15 protein-coding genes and 1 riboswitch are annotated in these 16,774 nt (G+C 49.1%); of the genes, 7 read left to right on the plus strand and 8 right to left on the minus strand.

What is annotated here, in order from left to right:
- Positions 1-7: 7 nt before the first annotated feature.
- Together proQ and E6C74_RS14660 are read right to left on the minus strand one after the other, a co-directional pair.
- Entirely contained in the window at positions 8-631 is a 624-nt protein-coding gene (proQ, locus tag E6C74_RS14655; RefSeq protein ID WP_136486512.1) for an RNA chaperone ProQ, read from the minus strand.
- 99 nt (positions 632-730) lie between these two features.
- A complete protein-coding gene (locus E6C74_RS14660; protein ID WP_136486514.1) occupies positions 731-1,204 on the minus strand; it encodes a GAF domain-containing protein in 474 nt (157 codons plus the stop codon).
- 87 nt (positions 1,205-1,291) lie between these two features.
- On the opposite strand from E6C74_RS14660, the gene E6C74_RS14665 reads away from it, so the two are divergent.
- From E6C74_RS14665 to rsmF, 4 genes are all read left to right on the plus strand, one after another.
- On the plus strand, positions 1,292-3,088 hold the full coding sequence (locus E6C74_RS14665) for an ABC transporter ATP-binding protein (RefSeq protein WP_136486516.1): 1,797 nt from the start codon (positions 1,292-1,294) through the stop codon (positions 3,086-3,088).
- Positions 3,089-3,199: 111 nt separating this feature from the next.
- On the plus strand, positions 3,200-4,456 hold the full coding sequence (locus E6C74_RS14670) for a paraquat-inducible protein A (protein ID WP_136486518.1): 1,257 nt from the start codon (positions 3,200-3,202) through the stop codon (positions 4,454-4,456).
- Positions 4,449-7,085, plus strand: a complete 2,637-nt coding sequence (locus tag E6C74_RS14675; RefSeq protein ID WP_136486520.1) for an MlaD family protein — start codon at positions 4,449-4,451, stop codon at positions 7,083-7,085. Before E6C74_RS14670 ends, E6C74_RS14675 begins: the two co-directional genes overlap by 8 nt.
- Before the next feature lie 148 nt (positions 7,086-7,233).
- Positions 7,234-8,658: a 16S rRNA (cytosine(1407)-C(5))-methyltransferase RsmF gene (rsmF, locus tag E6C74_RS14680; protein WP_136486522.1), complete on the plus strand. Its 1,425-nt coding sequence runs from the start codon at positions 7,234-7,236 to the stop codon at positions 8,656-8,658.
- Between the two features lie 335 nt (positions 8,659-8,993).
- Here the strand turns inward: rsmF and E6C74_RS14685 are convergent, their stop codons facing one another.
- On the minus strand, positions 8,994-9,830 hold the full coding sequence (locus E6C74_RS14685) for a S1-like domain-containing RNA-binding protein (RefSeq protein ID WP_136486524.1): 837 nt from the start codon (positions 9,828-9,830) through the stop codon (positions 8,994-8,996).
- A gap of 102 nt (positions 9,831-9,932) precedes the next feature.
- On the opposite strand from E6C74_RS14685, the gene E6C74_RS14690 reads away from it, so the two are divergent.
- Complete coding sequence (locus E6C74_RS14690) at positions 9,933-11,282, plus strand: hypothetical protein (protein ID WP_136486526.1); 1,350 nt, start codon at positions 9,933-9,935, stop codon at positions 11,280-11,282.
- A gap of 80 nt (positions 11,283-11,362) precedes the next feature.
- Here E6C74_RS14690 and E6C74_RS14695 read toward each other — a convergent pair whose 3' ends face one another.
- Together E6C74_RS14695 and E6C74_RS14700 are read right to left on the minus strand one after the other, a co-directional pair.
- The gene (locus E6C74_RS14695) at positions 11,363-11,845 is read right to left on the minus strand and encodes a DUF4442 domain-containing protein (protein ID WP_136486528.1); all 483 of its coding nucleotides are present in this window, start codon (positions 11,843-11,845) and stop codon (positions 11,363-11,365) included.
- A 165-nt stretch (positions 11,846-12,010) separates the two neighbouring features.
- On the minus strand, positions 12,011-12,898 hold the full coding sequence (locus E6C74_RS14700) for a putative PEP-binding protein (RefSeq protein WP_136486530.1): 888 nt from the start codon (positions 12,896-12,898) through the stop codon (positions 12,011-12,013).
- Positions 12,899-13,103: 205 nt separating this feature from the next.
- Between E6C74_RS14700 and E6C74_RS14705 the strand changes: the two genes are divergently transcribed.
- Both E6C74_RS14705 and E6C74_RS14710 read left to right on the plus strand, forming a co-directional pair.
- On the plus strand, positions 13,104-14,162 hold the full coding sequence (locus E6C74_RS14705; RefSeq protein ID WP_136486532.1) for a 3-deoxy-7-phosphoheptulonate synthase: 1,059 nt from the start codon (positions 13,104-13,106) through the stop codon (positions 14,160-14,162).
- 37 nt (positions 14,163-14,199) lie between these two features.
- Positions 14,200-14,682 (plus strand): YajQ family cyclic di-GMP-binding protein, encoded by a 483-nt coding sequence (locus tag E6C74_RS14710; RefSeq protein ID WP_136486535.1) that lies wholly within the window; start codon positions 14,200-14,202, stop codon positions 14,680-14,682.
- Positions 14,683-14,759: 77 nt separating this feature from the next.
- Here E6C74_RS14710 and msrB read toward each other — a convergent pair whose 3' ends face one another.
- The 3 genes from msrB to E6C74_RS21005 form a co-directional block, all read right to left on the minus strand.
- Positions 14,760-15,206, minus strand: a complete 447-nt coding sequence (msrB, locus tag E6C74_RS14715; protein WP_136486538.1) for a peptide-methionine (R)-S-oxide reductase MsrB — start codon at positions 15,204-15,206, stop codon at positions 14,760-14,762.
- A gap of 177 nt (positions 15,207-15,383) precedes the next feature.
- On the minus strand, positions 15,384-16,115 hold the full coding sequence (locus E6C74_RS14720; RefSeq protein WP_136486540.1) for a chromosome partitioning protein ParA: 732 nt from the start codon (positions 16,113-16,115) through the stop codon (positions 15,384-15,386).
- A gap of 19 nt (positions 16,116-16,134) precedes the next feature.
- Positions 16,135-16,293: a hypothetical protein gene (locus E6C74_RS21005; RefSeq protein ID WP_168797035.1), complete on the minus strand. Its 159-nt coding sequence runs from the start codon at positions 16,291-16,293 to the stop codon at positions 16,135-16,137.
- Positions 16,294-16,597: 304 nt separating this feature from the next.
- A riboswitch (glycine riboswitch) is annotated at positions 16,598-16,702 on the plus strand.
- Positions 16,703-16,774 lie beyond the last annotated feature (72 nt).

A 16,774-nucleotide genomic window follows, 5' to 3' on the forward strand; every position in this document is an offset into this window, starting at 1 on the left:
TTCTCCTTTATGCGCGCAGGTGCTCCGCTTTCACAACCATTTGCAGGCCGTTGCCGAGTTGAACACGCACATCTTCCTTATTGATTTCAACAATGGTCGCAGCCATGTTGCCTTTACCCATGTTCACGTTCACTTCTTTACCGACATTCAGTTCATCAGCATTCAGAGCACGTGTCTCTACTGGTTTTTTGTCTGCTTTTGGTGCTTTAGACTGAGGTCGACGTGCCTGAGGCTTCTTCGCCTTAGGTTTTGCTTTCGCATCATCACGCGCCTGTTTAGCCTGCTCTTTACGACGAGCTTCTACACGAGCCTTGCTCTCAGCTAACGCAGCTTTCGCGTGTTCTACATGTTGCTCTTCTAGTTCACCACATGCATTACCATCGAGATCGACACGAACCGCACCAGCTTTAACGCCGTGCAGGTAACGCCAAGATGACGTGTACTGTCTTAACGCTGCACGAAGTTGAGTTTTGCTTACTTTAGGGTCATCGCTGAGACGATCAGCAAGATCTTGAAAAATACCAATTTTAAGAGGCTGTGCCTCACCTTCTAAAGTAAAGCATTTAGGGAAACATTCAGCAATGTACGCAATTACTTCTTTGCTGTTTTTTAACTTTTCAGTGTTTTCCATGAGGATTCCTGGTTATTGCGGCTGGTCCGCGAAGCATTAAATTCAAATATTTCGGTATTATAGTGACCTGAATACGAAAAACCACAGGCAACAACTAAATTATGCCTTGTTCGCGTGTGAATTAAGCAGCTTTTCTACTTCAGTCATCAAAAACGTGAGTCCTTCTTCATCAGTTTCAGAAAAACGACCAATACTTGGGCTATCAATATCAAGCACGCCGGCGACTTTACCATCAATAGAGAATGGAATTACAATCTCTGAGTTGCTCGCCGCGTCACAAGCAATGTGACCTTCAAAGGCGTGAACATCGTAAACACGTTGTACAGTGTTAGTTTCAACGGCAGTTCCGCACACACCACGGCCAACAGGAATGCGAACACAAGCTGGCTTACCCTGGAAGGGACCTAGTACCAGTTCATCGCCATGCATAAGATAGAAGCCTACCCAGTTAAGGTCTTCCAGTTCCATGTTTAGCAAAGCACTTAAATTCGACAAGTTGGCGATAAGGTCTGGTTCTGATTCCAGTAACGCGACAGCTTGCTTGGTTAAGCGGTGGTAATGTTCTATTTTCATAATAACTTCCGGTGGAAAAATAAAGACTTCATTTAAGGTTCTACGTAGAATCACATCACAGATTAAATAGGATGCATTCTCACTACAATGACGTATACCAGTGACACTATTAGCCGTTCTTGGCTCATAACTCAAGTGAAAAGACATAAGTCTAAGTTGTTGTACGCAAATGCGATTGCGATTGTCGCAACTTTAATCAGCGTACCCATTCCTTTGCTTATGCCCTTAATGGTGGATGAAGTTCTGCTGAACCAACCATCGACCGGTATTGAGCTGATGAACCAACTCTTGCCAGACGGCTGGCAGACGGCCACCGGTTACATCATGTTTACCCTGCTGCTGGTGGTGCTGATGCGCGCGGCCAGTCAACTGCTCAATATACTGCAAAACCGCCAGTTCACCCTGGTTTCCAAGACCATCACGTTCCACATGCGCAGCAAGATGATCGATAAGTTGGGGCGGATCAGCATAAAACAATATGAAACCAAGGGCAGCGGCGGTATAAACGCACATTTAATCACCGATATTGAAACGATCGATCAATTTATCGGCACTACGCTGAGTAAATTCCTGATCAGCCTGCTCACAGTATTGGGTACTGCGATTGTCCTTTTATGGCTCGAATGGCGTCTGGGCCTGTTTATACTGCTGGTTAACCCAATAGTCATTTACTTCTCCCGTATGCTGGGCAACAAGGTCAAACACCTTAAACGACGTGAGAACCAGGCGTTTGAGCGCTTTCAAAACCGTTTAGTTGAAACGCTGGATGGTATTTACCAGCTACGTGCGGCCAATAAAGAGCGGGAATTTCTGGCCCAGCTCACCAAACAGGCCGATGATGTTAGGCGTCATGCCGACAAATATGCCTGGCAGTCAGAAGCGGCCGGTCGCCTCTCCTTCTTACTGTTTCTGCTCGGCTTTGAACTGTTCCGTGCCGTCGCGATGCTGATGGTGGTGTTCAGCGACCTGACAATAGGCCAGATATTTGCGGTGTTTGGCTACCTGTGGTTTATGCTCGGCCCGGTTCAAGAGCTGCTCGGCGTCCAGTTTTCCTGGTACAGCGCTAAAGCGGCCTTAAAACGCATTAACGATTTACTTGAACTCGAAGAAGAACATCGCCCGCCAAGCAAGGTCAACCCTTTCAGCGAAGAGCGGGAAGTTGAGGTGACCATCTCGCACGTCGATTTTACCTACGATGGTGAACACAAAGTACTCGACGATTTATCCCTGACAATCCCTGCCGGTAAAAAAGTTGCTCTGGTGGGAGCCAGCGGCGGTGGAAAATCGACCCTGATCCAGTTGCTGATCGGTGTCTACCGGCAAAATTCAGGCGAAATTCGTTATAATGGCGAAACCTGTGATGACATCAGCTTTGATGTTATCCGGGAACAAATTGCGGTCGTGATTCAACAACCTGTACTTTTTAATGATACTTTGAGGCATAATCTCACGCTGGGCAGCGATTATGATGAGTTGTCGCTGTGGCGCGCACTGGATATCGCTCAGATGCAGGACGTGATCAGCAAACTGAATCACGGTCTCGATACTCAGATTGGCCGTAATGGTATTCGTCTCTCTGGCGGTCAGCGTCAGCGTCTCGCGATCGCTCGTATGGTTCTGAGTGACCCAAAATTCGTCATTCTTGATGAAGCCACCTCTGCCCTGGACACCGCAACCGAAGCGGCTCTGCATAAAGCTTTAACCGAGTTTTTGAAAGGCCGGACAACCCTGATTGTCGCTCATCGTCTGTCAGCGGTTAAGCAAGCGGATCTTATCTACGTTCTGGAGGACGGACATGTCACTCAGTCCGGCACCCATGGAGAACTGGTTGAACAAGAAGGTTTGTATCAGACGCTATATGGTTCTATTCAATCACACGCTTAATCAAAGCGCCGTTCTTGCAGCTCAGCAACAGCCTGATGTTCAAGACATTACATCACGTGACGCCGTCACTATCGTTTGCAGTGAGCGATGCTCATCGTCGGGAAGCAGCCGATGAAAATCAGGTCACTGACCCAGCATAATACCGACAGCCGGACTATCCGGCTGTGTCAGGGCTGCGAGTTACCGGTTGACGTGGTGGATATCCAACATGGCCGCAGTGCCTATTGTCCGCGCTGTGGTACTCAACTTTATCGTGGCGGCAGTCCGTCTTTATCAGGCAATCTGGCGATTGCCATCACCTGTTTACTGCTGTTTATCCCGTCCCAGTTGTTTGACTTTATCAGCATCCGCCTGGTTGGCGTAATGATTCCGGCTTCATTGCCGGCAGGCATTGTCGCCATGTTTGAAGAAGGTTATGGCGTGTTGGCTGTGCTGGTGCTGTTTTGCAGCACTCTGGCACCACTACTGGTCTGCAGTTCGGTGGTCACCGCTCACCTCGCCCTGCACAAGCGCTGGTTTCAACTGCTGCGCTATTCGCTGGCCATGATCCACCATCTGAAATCATGGTCTATGATTGATGTTTTCCTGATTAGCATCGCGGTCTCCTGCTTCAAGCTAAAAGACTTTTCTGACATCTTCGTCGGCCCAGCTTTATATAGCCTGGTATTACTGCAGCTGTTTACGGTATTGCTGATCAGTCGCATTAGTGTGCGTCGTTATTGGGAAGCCTGGCAGCCGGAAATTGAATACCCGCTGCATAATAAACAGATACACTGCCATAACTGCCATCTGTCCCAGTGTGAATCGAGTCACTGTGTACGCTGTCACCATGCACTGCACCACCGTCGCCCGCGTTCAATTGAGCGTACCTGGGCTTATGTGATTGCGGCCGCGGTGGCGATTATTCCGGCCAATATCATTCCGATTTCGATATTACTGACCAATGGTCAGCGCCTGGAAGACACGATATTTTCCGGCGTCGCCTCGCTGATTAACAGCGGCATGATAGGCATTGCGGTGATCATTTTCGTTGCCAGTATTGTGGTACCAGTGGCAAAAATTGTCGGATTGATTTATCTGCTGCTGGCCATCCGCTTTAAGCGCCAGGTGTTTCATCGCCAGCGTATGACCATCTATTACGCTATCAAGTGGATAGGTAAATGGTCCGTGATGGACCTGTTTGTGATTTCAATCATGCTGACCCTGGTGGACCGCGGACAGCTGTTGAATTTTACCCCCGGTTACGGCGCTGTGGCATTTGGTATGGTTGTGGTACTGACCATGCTGGCTGCAGAGAGCCTGGATCCGCGCTTAATTTGGGATAATTACCCAAGCGCCGTTTCTAACAATGAGTCTAAAGATGAGTAAAGAACAGTCGACCCAACCCTCATACTCACCAGATATTCGTCGTAATAAAGGAATATCACCGTTATGGATTCTGCCCATACTGACCATGATTCTGGCTGGCTGGCTGGTGGTGAAAGCCATTCATGATGCCGGTGACCAAATACAAATTTACTTCGCCGATGCCCAGGGGCTGGTATCCGGGCGAACCACGATTCGTTATCAGGGTCTGGAAGTCGGTATGGTGCGTGACATCAAGCTTTCGGCCGATTTATCCAACATCTACGTCGAAGCTGATATCTATCCGGAAGCAACCCGCCTGCTCTCTTCTGAAACCCGTTTCTGGCTGGTAAAACCAACCGCGAGTTTATCCGGTGTCTCCGGACTCGATGCGCTGGTTTCCGGTAACTATATCGCCATTCAACCCGGCAGTGACGTCGAGGGTGATAATGATCATCCGAGTGAGTACCGTGCGCTGGACTCAGCCCCGTCCGATTTACTGGCCGACAGCGGCCTGACCATATCTCTGAAAGCGGCGGATTTGGGCGGTATATCGGTTGGCTCACAGATCGTCTACAAAAAAATTCCAATTGGCGAGGTCTACAGTTACCAGTTAGACGAACAATCCAAATCGGTCATCATTCAGGCTTCAATTCAAGAGCAGTACCGCCACATCATCACCTCCGAGAGCCGATTCTGGAACGTCAGTGGTGTCGGGGCCAAAATTGGTTTCAACGGCGTGGATGTGCATTTGGAAAGTCTCAGTGCACTGATCGGTGGCTCGATCGCGGTGGATTCACCAGACGACGGTGAGCCCGTTGAGCAGAATACCCAATTCAGGCTCTACAAAGATTTGCAGACTGCAGGGCGCGGGATCCCTGTGACCATCAATCTGCCTGACAACAACAACATCAACCCGTCCGGTTCACCAATCATGTACCGCGGAATTGAAATTGGCCAGATCACCAACCTGCAGCTTAAAGATGATCACATTGTCGCGTCCGCCGCGATTCAACCGGCCTTCAGCGATCTGCTGACCAGCGGCAGTCACTTCATCCTGGAAGAGGCGAAAGTATCCCTTTCCGGCGTCAAAAACCTCGCCAATCTGGTAAAAGGCAACTACCTGACTCTGGTGCCGGGTGAAGGCACCAGAGCCCGTAAGTTTACCGCCATCCACCAGGTCGAATTTGACCAGAAGCAGTCGAAATCGATTTCTGTTTCCCTGTATGCCGACAGCTCATTTGGCCTTGATACCAATACCCAGATTCTCTATCGCGGCGTACCTGTGGGAACAGTTACCGATGTTGAGCTAACCGAAGATGAAGTCAAATTCACCCTGCTGATCGACGAACAGTATGCGCACCTGATTCGATCGCGCAGCCGCTTCTACGTCACCGGTTCAGCCAATGCCGAGCTGACCGAATCCGGTCTGAGTGTCTCAATTCCTCCGGCCAAACAGCTGCTGACCGGCTCAATCAGCTTCGTCAGCGAAGGCAGTGAAAAAATTGAGCACAGCTATCGTCTGTATCAAAGCCGTTCTCTGGCTGAAATCGCCAAATATAATCAGTCTGGCTCACAAAAACTGACGCTGTTTGCGCGGGAACTACCACCCATCAGCGCGGGGAGTCCGCTACTGTACCGCAATATGAAGGTCGGTGCGGTCTCTGACTTTAAACTGACCCAGGACGGGGTGCAAATTGAAGCAACGATCGAAAACCAGTACAAACATCTGCTGACAGCCCAAACCGTATTCTGGAACCGTTCTGGGGTTGAGATGGATGCCTCTCTGTCCGGCATTAAACTTAAAGCAGCACCACTGCAGACCCTCATCAAAGGTGGCATTGCCTTCGACAATATTAAGGGCGTAGAGAATAAAGTGGGCAAATTGTGGAAGCTCTATCCCGATTACCAACAGGCACAGAAATATGGCGAAGAGATTGAACTGACCGCCAGAGGCGACACAGGTATTTCCGTTGGCACAGCACTTAAGTACAACGGCGTCCAGGTGGGTGAAATCACCCAAGTGACTCCGGACTTTGCCTCAGATGATATTGTGCTTAAAGCGCGTATTCAGCCAGACTACGCGCCGTATATCGCGCGCAGCGGCTCAGTGTTCTGGGTTGCACAGGCCAAATTCGGCCTGAAAGGAGTGTCCAATCTGCAAAACCTGCTGACTAAATCGATTGAGGTTAAGCCTGGCCAGGGTGCGGCAAGCAAACGCTTTGCGCTGGCCGCGATCCCTTACCAGCCACCAGGTCTTATCCTTACTCTGCAAAGTGAAAGCCGCGGTTCAGTTGATGCCGGTACACCGGTGTTGTACCGGGAAATGGAAGTTGGCCGGGTAACCGAAGTTAAATTGGGCAACCTTGCCGATCGGGTTATCTCAACGATTGAAATTGATGCCCAGTACGCCTATCTGGTGCGGGAAAACAGCGTGTTCTGGAATACTTCCGGACTAGACGTCTCCATCGGCCTGACCGGGGCCGACATCAAAGCAGGTACTGTGGACAGCCTGTTACGTGGTGGTATTACCTTCTCCACGCCGGAGCAAAAACAATTAGCGCCTGCCGCAGGCAAAGGACACACATTCTACCTCTATCCGCAGGCACAAAAAGAATGGACCAGCTGGCGCCCAGCCATCCCAAGGCCTTAACCAGTTAAAGAGTTCGATGACAAAAGGCAGCGCTGAGCTGCCTTTTTGTTTCCCTGCCACCTGCCCTAAAGCAATCCACACCGAAGCTCGCATCAGACATCGCGTTAGGTATATAATTCGGCTCCAAATTCCAGACTGAGACCCTGTTTTGCACTCGAATATCGCATTACCTGAAGAATTTCTCGCCACCATCGCTGAGATCCTGCCCCCGACTCTGAACATGGAGGACTTTGTTGCAGCCTGCCAACGCCCGCTGCGCAAAAGTATCCGGGTTAACACGCTGAAAATCAGCGTGGACTCCTTTGTGCAACGAGCACAGGAGAAAGGCTGGTCACTGGAGCCGGTTCCCTGGTGTGATACCGGATTCTGGATCGAGGCCGACGAAAGCGTGGTTCCGCTGGGTAATACCGCAGAGCACATGGCCGGCTTGTTCTACATTCAGGAGGCCAGCTCAATGATGCCGGTTTCAGCGCTGTTCACGGACGCTCAGGACGAGTTTAATGCGGTGCTGGATATGGCCGCTGCGCCGGGTTCCAAAACTACACAGATTGCCGCACTGATGAATAATCAGGGCGTATTGGTTGCCAATGAATTTTCCGCCAGCCGGGTCAAGGTGCTACACGCCAATATCGAGCGATGCGGTATTCGCAACGCCGCGTTGAGTAATTTCGACGGCCGCGTGTTTGGTGGCTGGCTGCCAGAGCAGTTCGATGCTGTATTGATCGATGCCCCCTGCTCAGGTGAAGGCACCATACGCAAAGATGCCGATGCGATGAAAAACTGGAGCAAAGCCTCAGTGTTGTCGATCGCAGAGACCCAAAAAGACCTGATAGAGAGTGCGTTTCAGGCGCTGAAACCGGGCGGCGTGCTGGTTTATTCCACCTGCACCCTGAGCACAGAAGAGAACCAGCAAGTGTGCTGGCATCTCAAAAACACCTATGGTGATGCTGTTCAGTTTGAGCGTCTTGATAACCTCTTTAGCGAGGCCGACAAAGCCATCACTGCTGAAGGATTCTTACATATTTTCCCGCAGGTGTATGACTGTGAAGGCTTCTTTGTGGCTCGAATCAGAAAACTGGCCGCAGTTGAAGCACCGGCCGTTCAAAAACGCCTGGGTAAATTTCCATTTGAGAAAGCAAGTCACAAAGTCACTGCCGACATCACTCGTCAACTGCAAGAGGCACTGGGTATCACCTTACCGGTTGCGAGCAGTGTCTGGCTGCGTGACAACGATGTGTGGTTATTCCCGGATGCCCTGGAGCCTATGCTGGGTGAACTGAGATTTTCCCGTATGGGGATCAAAATCGCCGAAACGCATAAAAAAGGCTATCGCTGGCAGCATCAGGTTGCCACCACGCTGGCAACCGGCAATGAAACCCAGTCAGTACAACTGACCACGGCAGAAGCCCGTGAATGGTATATGGGCCGTGATGTTCGCCCGGAGAGTCAAAGTGGTCAAGGCGAAGTGATTGTCTGTTACGGTAACGATGTGATTGGCTTAGGAAAATGGGTTGGTAACCGAGTCAAAAATGGTCTGCCACGAGAGCTGGTCAGAGATAAAAACTTATTCTGACCGGTAAACATCAGCACAATATTCTGCACTATTCGCGCGAAAAACTGAGTCTGTACTACACTTAACGTAAAGTAGTCCTGACGTTTGTTCAGCAGTTTCAGACTCGATAAATAGCGCAGGCTCTGCGGAGCCATTCCCCTGGGCCCAAACGCCTTACGTTTCGGGCCTATTTTTTTTGTGTTCTGCTGCGTGCACAGACTGACTGATTAAACTGACCTGCTGACTAAGCGAGCCTTATTATCACAATAAAGCACTGATGCCATAAAAAACGGCCGCCATACAGGCAGCCGTTGATGCATTTTGATATCCCAGAGCATTCACTGTGGCCGAAACCATCAGTCAGCCAGACGGATCCCGTCCTGCTCAATCACGATCTTGCCCTGCTTAAACAGGCCGCCGATGGTTTTCTTGAAGGTGCCTTTACTGGTGCGGAAGGTAGCGAAAATCGCTTCCGGGGTAGATTTATCACTCAGTGGCAGGAAGCCACCTTTCTTTTCAAGGGTTTCAAGAATTTTGCTGCTCAGGTCATCCATTTTCGCGACGCCGATTTTCTGCAGCGCCAGATCGATCTTGCCATCTTCACGGATATTCTTGATGTAACCTTTCAGGCGCTTACCGATAAACAGCTTGCCGAACACATCTGACGGGAAAACCATTCCCCAATGTGCGCCGTTTACAATCGCTTTGTAACCCAGCTCTGAACGCTCAGCGATGATCAGATCAACCTGCTCGTTACGCTGATAGTTGGCCGGCGTTTTATCCAGCCACTTATTAAACTTGGTCGTACCAACAATGCGACCAGAGGCTTTATCTGTGTAGACATACACCAGAACGTTTTGCCCGGCAGTAAAGCGCTTACGCTGTTCACTGAAAGGAATCAGCAGACCTTTGTCTTTAATTCCCCAGTCCGCAAACGCTCCGGTGCTGTTCACACCTTCAATTTTCATCAGGCCCCATTCACCCACCTGGGCGATTGGTGTTTCTGTCGTCGCTGCCAGCTGGTTCTCTGAATCAAAGTAGAGGAACACATCAACAAAGTGCCCCACCTCTAGGCCTTCCGGCACAAAGCGGTTTGGCAATAAAGTCGTACCAAATTCACCAGCATCAAGAAAGACACCAAAATCGGCAATTTTTACAACTTCTAGACTATTAGTCTGACCAACGTTAATCATTTAAAACTGTCTCACATCAAATTTGCAGAGATTATACGTGATCTCTGATATGCTTTCCCCCATTGAACAGAGAAAATTGAGCAATTTTTTCAGGAGTTTTCATTGATCACTGTCGATAAACAAGATGCCGTTACCCTTAAGATCTCTTCCGAGATGTCGGACAGCAAGAAGCTCGATCTGGATATGTATCTGTTTATTCCCGGCGAATTAGGTTTAACGCCGGAAGTGATGTCCGAGGGAGAGTTTTTCTACAGTTCCATTCATCAAAAACGGTCTTACTACAGTAATAAAATTCTGTTACCGCTGGTGCACAGCCGTCTGGCGCAACGCGGCCGTCTCTCTTCTACCCAGTACCGAGTCAGTCTGAGTTTGTTCGCCTATCAGTATGTTATTGCGCTGGACAAAGCGGTCAACCAGCTCAATGAATCAAGTGACAATGTCACTTCTGATGAAGTGGATACGGTGATTGAGTTGTCGCTCGATATTCTCAAACGTTTACGCCGTAATATTCCTTACGAAGAAACCATCAAACGCTATTACGCCAATATTGATAACTACTTGTCCTGGTATACCGAGCAGAAGTTTCTCTCTATGGTGGCCAAATTAAGCCGCAATTCTGAATACAAGACGATTAAAGATCGCCTGATCACTCTGGTCGAGAAAGAACAGGCTCACCGGGCACTTAATCACTACAACTCGGAAAAAGCCGACACCGACATTACCCGCTTAAGCAATAAAATGCGTCTGCTGCGACGCCTGATTGAACATCCGATTATTCTGCGGGAAAAAGTCACCTCACTGGGTAAAAATATGAAGCGTGCGGTAAAAGGCATCGCCACTGGTTTAGTCATGGTCGTGGTGACCATCACGGCAATTACGGCGCGGGATTACTGGGGCGAAATCACCGCTTCATTCATCATCGCCATGTCGTTCATTTATGCCTTGCGTGAAATTTTTAAAGACGATTTACGTGACATCCTATGGCGCGTTATTCGTAAAGGGAAACCGAAATGGCGCCGTCGCTATTTCGATCCGACCACAGGTAAAGAAGTGGGCCAGAAAGACGAATGGCTCGACTACAAAAGCTTGGCACAACTGCCGGACAGCATACAAAACATTCGCAAGAAACGTGTCGTGCAACGTGAAGAGCAGATCCTCCACTACCGCTCGCAGACCGAGATGTCGACCTCCCATTTTATGAGCGGTTATGAAGCGACACGAGAGAGCATACTCATTGATTTGCGTACCTTGACCCGCTTGATGGATAAAGGCTCCAACCGTATCTATCAGCTAAACAACGGTCAGGTAAGCCGTGAGTCGGTTGAGAAACGTCATCTCATCAATCTGATCGTCAAAGAGCGTAACTATAAAGACAAGCCGCGCTATTATCGCTGGAAAATCGTGTTAAACCGAAGCAAAATCGTCGATATTGAAACCATCGAGCTCAGTTAGCATCACAGCATACCTGCTCAGCGAACACGGTTTAGCGGGCAAGAGAGGCAATCATAGTGACTCGCCTGTGATCAACAGAGTTATCCGCTCTTCACGGCTTTAAGGGATAACGTCAGCCAGAACTCCGCCATCGCTTCATCACCATGCAGCGATGGACAAGTGGCGGTAATTTTTACCGCCTGATTCACTCGCTGACCCGTGGCCAGCGTTTCGTCCAGCATGGCGTCAATCAAAGGACCATCGTCGCAGCGAAAGCAGACATCGGCTTCAGGCCTTTTAAGAAATTTCGCCTCGACTTCTTTAAACGCAAGTGACACCGTCACTTTTCGTTGCTGCGCTTTATACATAGCAAGAAAGCCCCCCGCCACATCTGCGCCAACGGCCAACACGCCAAAATACATGCTGTTGAGATGATTGCGATTGCGCCGTTTAAGCGGGATACGGACTATGACTGAGTTATCGTCAAGCGTGAGCAGTTTCGGCCGGCAATACCAGATGAGCGGCACTTTCATAAAGCCGAAATAGTTAAGGTAAAGATTCGCTTTGGTGAGAGCAGAGAACATAGGACTGACCTTACTAGTTGTGGTTATAATTATCGTGACAACTTCAGTTGTCAGACCAGTTCACTTTAGCGCTGCATTATTGTCAATCTGTATGGTTAAAAAACAAGAAGCCAGCCGTATTTGGCTGGCCTCGTTGCGCATCCTTATCAGATCTCAGGTCGCGTTTCAGAAGTTAAAAATCGCTTCGGCCTGGGTATTTTCAACCAGGTAATTTTGTAGCTTGAGGTGGGTTTCCAGTGCTGTCGTGACAATCAGTACCGGTTTTTTAGCCTGCAGGGCCGCTTTAAACACAATGTCAGCCAGCAGGGTTACAGATTCGCTGTCCGGATTGTACAGGTACGACAGTGCCGCATTGTCCTTATCAAGCCCCAAAGTAAACTGAGTCAAGGATTCCCAGTCAATCACTACGCCATCGAAATATTGCAGCAAACGCTCAGCGACCATAACACTGGATGGCACACTGCAGCTGTAAAGCACTTTAAGGCCGTTCAGGCCGCGCGGCAGCCCCTGCTCAGCCAGACGGTCAATGATAGTCGCTGCATCACTTAAAGTACGAACAAAAGGCACGACAATTTCAATATCCAGCCCCTGGTTGCGCAGCTGCTTGATCACCTGACATTCCAGTGCAAACGCCGGTGCATACGCTTGAGATGCGTAGCGGGAAACACCGCGCACACCCATTGCCGGATTCACTTCATCGGTTTCCAGGCTTCCGCCAAGCAGCGCCTGATAGCCGTGGCTATCTGCCGAACTCAGACACACGTGCAGCGACTGATGATGAGGCTGAACCGCCGCGCCGATTTTTTCCACCAGAGTGTCGACAAAATGTTCGGCAATACTTTTACCGCCCAGCATGGCTTCCAGTGAACTTTTTTCCAGTTCAGACAAACTATCAGTGCCCGTGACCAGAGCCGGATGATAAAAGACGCTCTCGGCAATGAGCTCAGATAAAGAGACAAACAGATAAGAGCTTGGTGCCTGTTCGGTTGCTTTTGGCAAGGTATTTCCCAGAGCCAACTGCTCATGGATGGTTACGTTGTGTTCTAAACTCATTACTGCTCCGTTTATCATTATGTTGTACATGTCGAAAATACCTAGAGAGCCGCAGAAAAACAAGCCCACAACTCAATATTTATTGATTATTTTTGCATAAATTTTCACTTTACAGGAAATAGAACACCTCTTATCGCTTAACAGTTTATTATGCCCCCTAAATTCGTTATCTTTACTACCTCGCAATAAGAGGACAGGCTATCCTATGCCATTACAAACTGATGAATTAAGAACCCAAGCGCTGGGTCCGATGCCTACTCCGGCAGAACTTAGCCAAGCCCACCCGATTACGGATGAGGTTGCAGAGCGAATTGCCAACTCCCGTGGCCAAATTGAACGCATTCTTTCCGGAGAAGATGATCGCCTGCTGGTGATTGTCGGACCTTGCTCTGTACACGACACTGAAGCGGCGCTGGACTATGCACAACGCCTGAGTGCCATTCAGGGTCAGTACGCGAACGAACTGTTTATCGTGATGCGTACCTATTTCGAGAAACCACGTACGGTTGTCGGCTGGAAAGGCCTGATTACCGATCCAAACCTGGACGGCTCTTACGCACTGGAAACCGGTCTGAATAAAGCACGCCAACTGCTGCTGAATATCAATAAACTGGGCCTGGCCACAGCCACTGAGTTTCTGGATATGATCACCGGCCAGTACATTGCTGATCTGATTAGCTGGGGCGCGATCGGTGCCCGTACCACTGAATCCCAGATCCACCGTGAGATGGCTTCTGCATTATCGTGCCCGGTCGGTTTTAAAAATGGTACCAATGGTAATGTGAAAATCGCCATTGATGCGATCCGTGCCTCTCAGGCCTCACATTACTTCTACTCGCCGGATAAAAACGGCCGTATGACCGTATATCGCACCAGCGGTAACCCATATGGGCACGTGATTCTGCGCGGTGGCGACAATGGTACCAACTATGATGCGGCCTCTGTAAATGAAGCATGTGCAGCTCTGGCTCAATTTGATCTGCCACAACGTCTGGTGGTTGATTTCAGCCACGCTAACTGTGAAAAGCAGCACCGCAAGCAGCTTGATGTCGCCAAAGACATCTGTCAGCAGATTGAATCCGGCAGCCACAAAGTGGCCGGCGTCATGGCAGAAAGCTTCATTGTGGAAGGCAACCAGCCAATGGACGATCTGGACAACCTGACCTATGGTCAATCTATCACCGACCCATGCTTAAGCTGGCAAGACACCACCAGCATGCTTGATATGCTGGCTCAATCTATTAAAGTGCGCCGTGCTGGCTGATCAGCCGCATCGGTTAATTTATTAAGGAAAAACTAACATGCCTTCTTTCGATATTGTTTCAGAAATCGATACTGTTGAACTGCGTAACGCGGTCGATAACTCAAACCGAGAGCTTGCGACCCGCTTTGACTTTCGTAACGTTGACGCCAGTTTTGAACTGAAGGATGAAACAGTAAAACTGGGCGCTGAAGGTGATTTCCAGCTGCAACAGCTGATGGATATTCTGCGTAGCAACTTGGCTAAACGCGGCGTAGACCCACGTTCAATGGAAGTGAAAGAGTCTGTTCATTCTGGTAAGAACTGGTACAAAGATGTCCTGTTCAAACAAGGGATCGAGACTGACCTGGCGAAAAAAGTGGTGAAACTGATCAAAGACGCCAAACTGAAAGTTCAAGCGTCGATTCAAGGTGATAAAGTTCGTGTCACCGGTAAAAAGCGTGATGATTTGCAAGCGGTTATGGCGCTGCTGCGAGGGAGTGATCTGGACCACCCGTTCCAGTTTAATAACTTCCGTGACTAACTCACTGACCAATAAAAATCCAGCCTCAACGCTGGATTTTTTATTACAGATAACTCGTAATCACCCAACTCATCCGGTTACCCAAACTGCTTCTCTATCGCCACCGCATTAACGCAATAGCGCAATCCGCTTGGTGGCGGACCATCCGGAAAAACATGCCCCAGATGCGCATCACAACTGTTGCAACGCACTTCTACCCTTGGCGTCGCTAGTTGAGTGTCGATATGATACGAAATCGCATTCTTGGTCGCCGGTTGTGAAAACGATGGCCATCCGCTGTGAGAATCAAACTTTGTTGCTGAATCGAACAGTAAAGTCTGACAACACACGCAATGGTAGATCCCGGGCTCAAACTGCACACACATGTCTGAAGAAAACGGACGCTCCGTGCCATGATCTCTGGTCACGTAGTACTGCTCTTCCGTCAACTCAGCCTGCCACTGCTGCGGAGTTTTCTCAACCCGGTGTGAAGGCGCCAGATTCCCCTGCTGCGCTAATTCCACCACATCCTTCCAATTCAGCATATTTCCCCCTCGGTTAGCCTTTTGCACCAACCGTGTGAACAGTGAATTTGTCAGACTGCCTAAAAATCTCATCAGTCCGTCTTAAAAAAATAGCCCATCATCGATGAGCTATCACACATTGTTGCGCTACGCACACGTAAAAAATAAACAGTACCTAGCGAAACAGCATCTAGCGCTTCAAAGCCCGATCTCTTCCGATAAGGCTTTAATCTGCTCCAGATCCATGCGACGCACGCGGATCATCTGATCAATCTCACTGACGCGCGAATTGGCCTCATCCTGCTTATCACATGAGTCAGACTTAGCATCCCAGGAAGCCCCTTCAAGATACGCATCGCAATCATTTTTAAGCGTTTTAATTTTCGGCACTAAATCATCACGCTCTTTTTGCAGCGATTCCAGTTCCTGTTTGATTTTTAACTCTTTTTGGAACAACTCACGCGAACGTTCAAACATCGTTGCCTGCATATCTGCCTGACGATTTAACTTGTCGTTCTTCTCATCCGCTTTAGCCAGATCTTGCTTGCGGTTAGACAATTCAGCTTCCAGCGAAGCATTGACTTTTTCCAGCTCGGTCACTTCTCTCTGTAATTTGGTGAGCTCTGCTTTGTTCTGTTCACGCTGATCGTCCAGCGCAGCCTGTAACTTCTCCTGCCACTCTTGGTTGAGTTTTTCAGTACTGTCCTCTACCTGAACTTTCTGATCTGCACCGTCTTGCTGCGCCTGTTTATACTGAGTTTCCAGCGCCTGATAGGTGGTTTCCCATTTGGAAGCGGTCACCGAAGAGCCGACCAAACCGCCTAAAGCCAGACCCAGTGCCGCGGCAATACCGATATAGAGATAACTGCGTTTATCGCGCTCTTCAATCACGACCACATCGTCGTTGTCGTCTGAATGTTTTTGGTTCAAGTTTTACTCCTAAATCCCATCAGCGAATGAGTTCAGTCACCACGACCGAGATCGTATAAATTACCAAAGCGGCGACCAGTGTCACGACGATGCCTTTTTGCGCTTTTTCGCTGGTACCATAGCGAATCAGAAAAAAAGCTAAGGCAATCAATACTCCGATTGTGATCAGTCTGATCATAACTCACCCCTTTATCTATATCTCTTTATACCACTTATAGCGTATCAAAGGTCAGAGAAAAGTTTAATCCGGCACATCTTGACCAAGAATGACGCATTCCATTGAATTTGTAGATGACATCACACTTTGTTTTGGCTAATATTCTCGGGCAAATTATCTAACCATATAGATAATTGTTCCAATGAAGACTGCAGGAGAGAGGTTGTTAACCTATTTTTAACAAATAGGCCAGACATACCCGCCGAAGAAGTAAATCTTTCAGGTGCTTTATTCTTCCCCAAGAAGAATAGCGAGGACTGTAGTTGGAGGAACCTCTGGAGAGAACCGTTCAATCGGTCGCCGAAGGAGCAAGTTCTGCTTATCCACTAAGCAGAGTGAAACTCTCAGGCAAAAGGACAGAGGAGTGAAAGGTTATCCGGGACAGCCTGTCTGTTACTGGCTATTCGCATTTTGATCAATGAGATCCGCCCTTTCTCTCTTC

The sequence above is a fragment of the Vibrio sp. H11 genome (assembly GCF_004804295.1).
GTDB lineage: Bacteria > Pseudomonadota > Gammaproteobacteria > Enterobacterales > Vibrionaceae > Vibrio > Vibrio ostreae.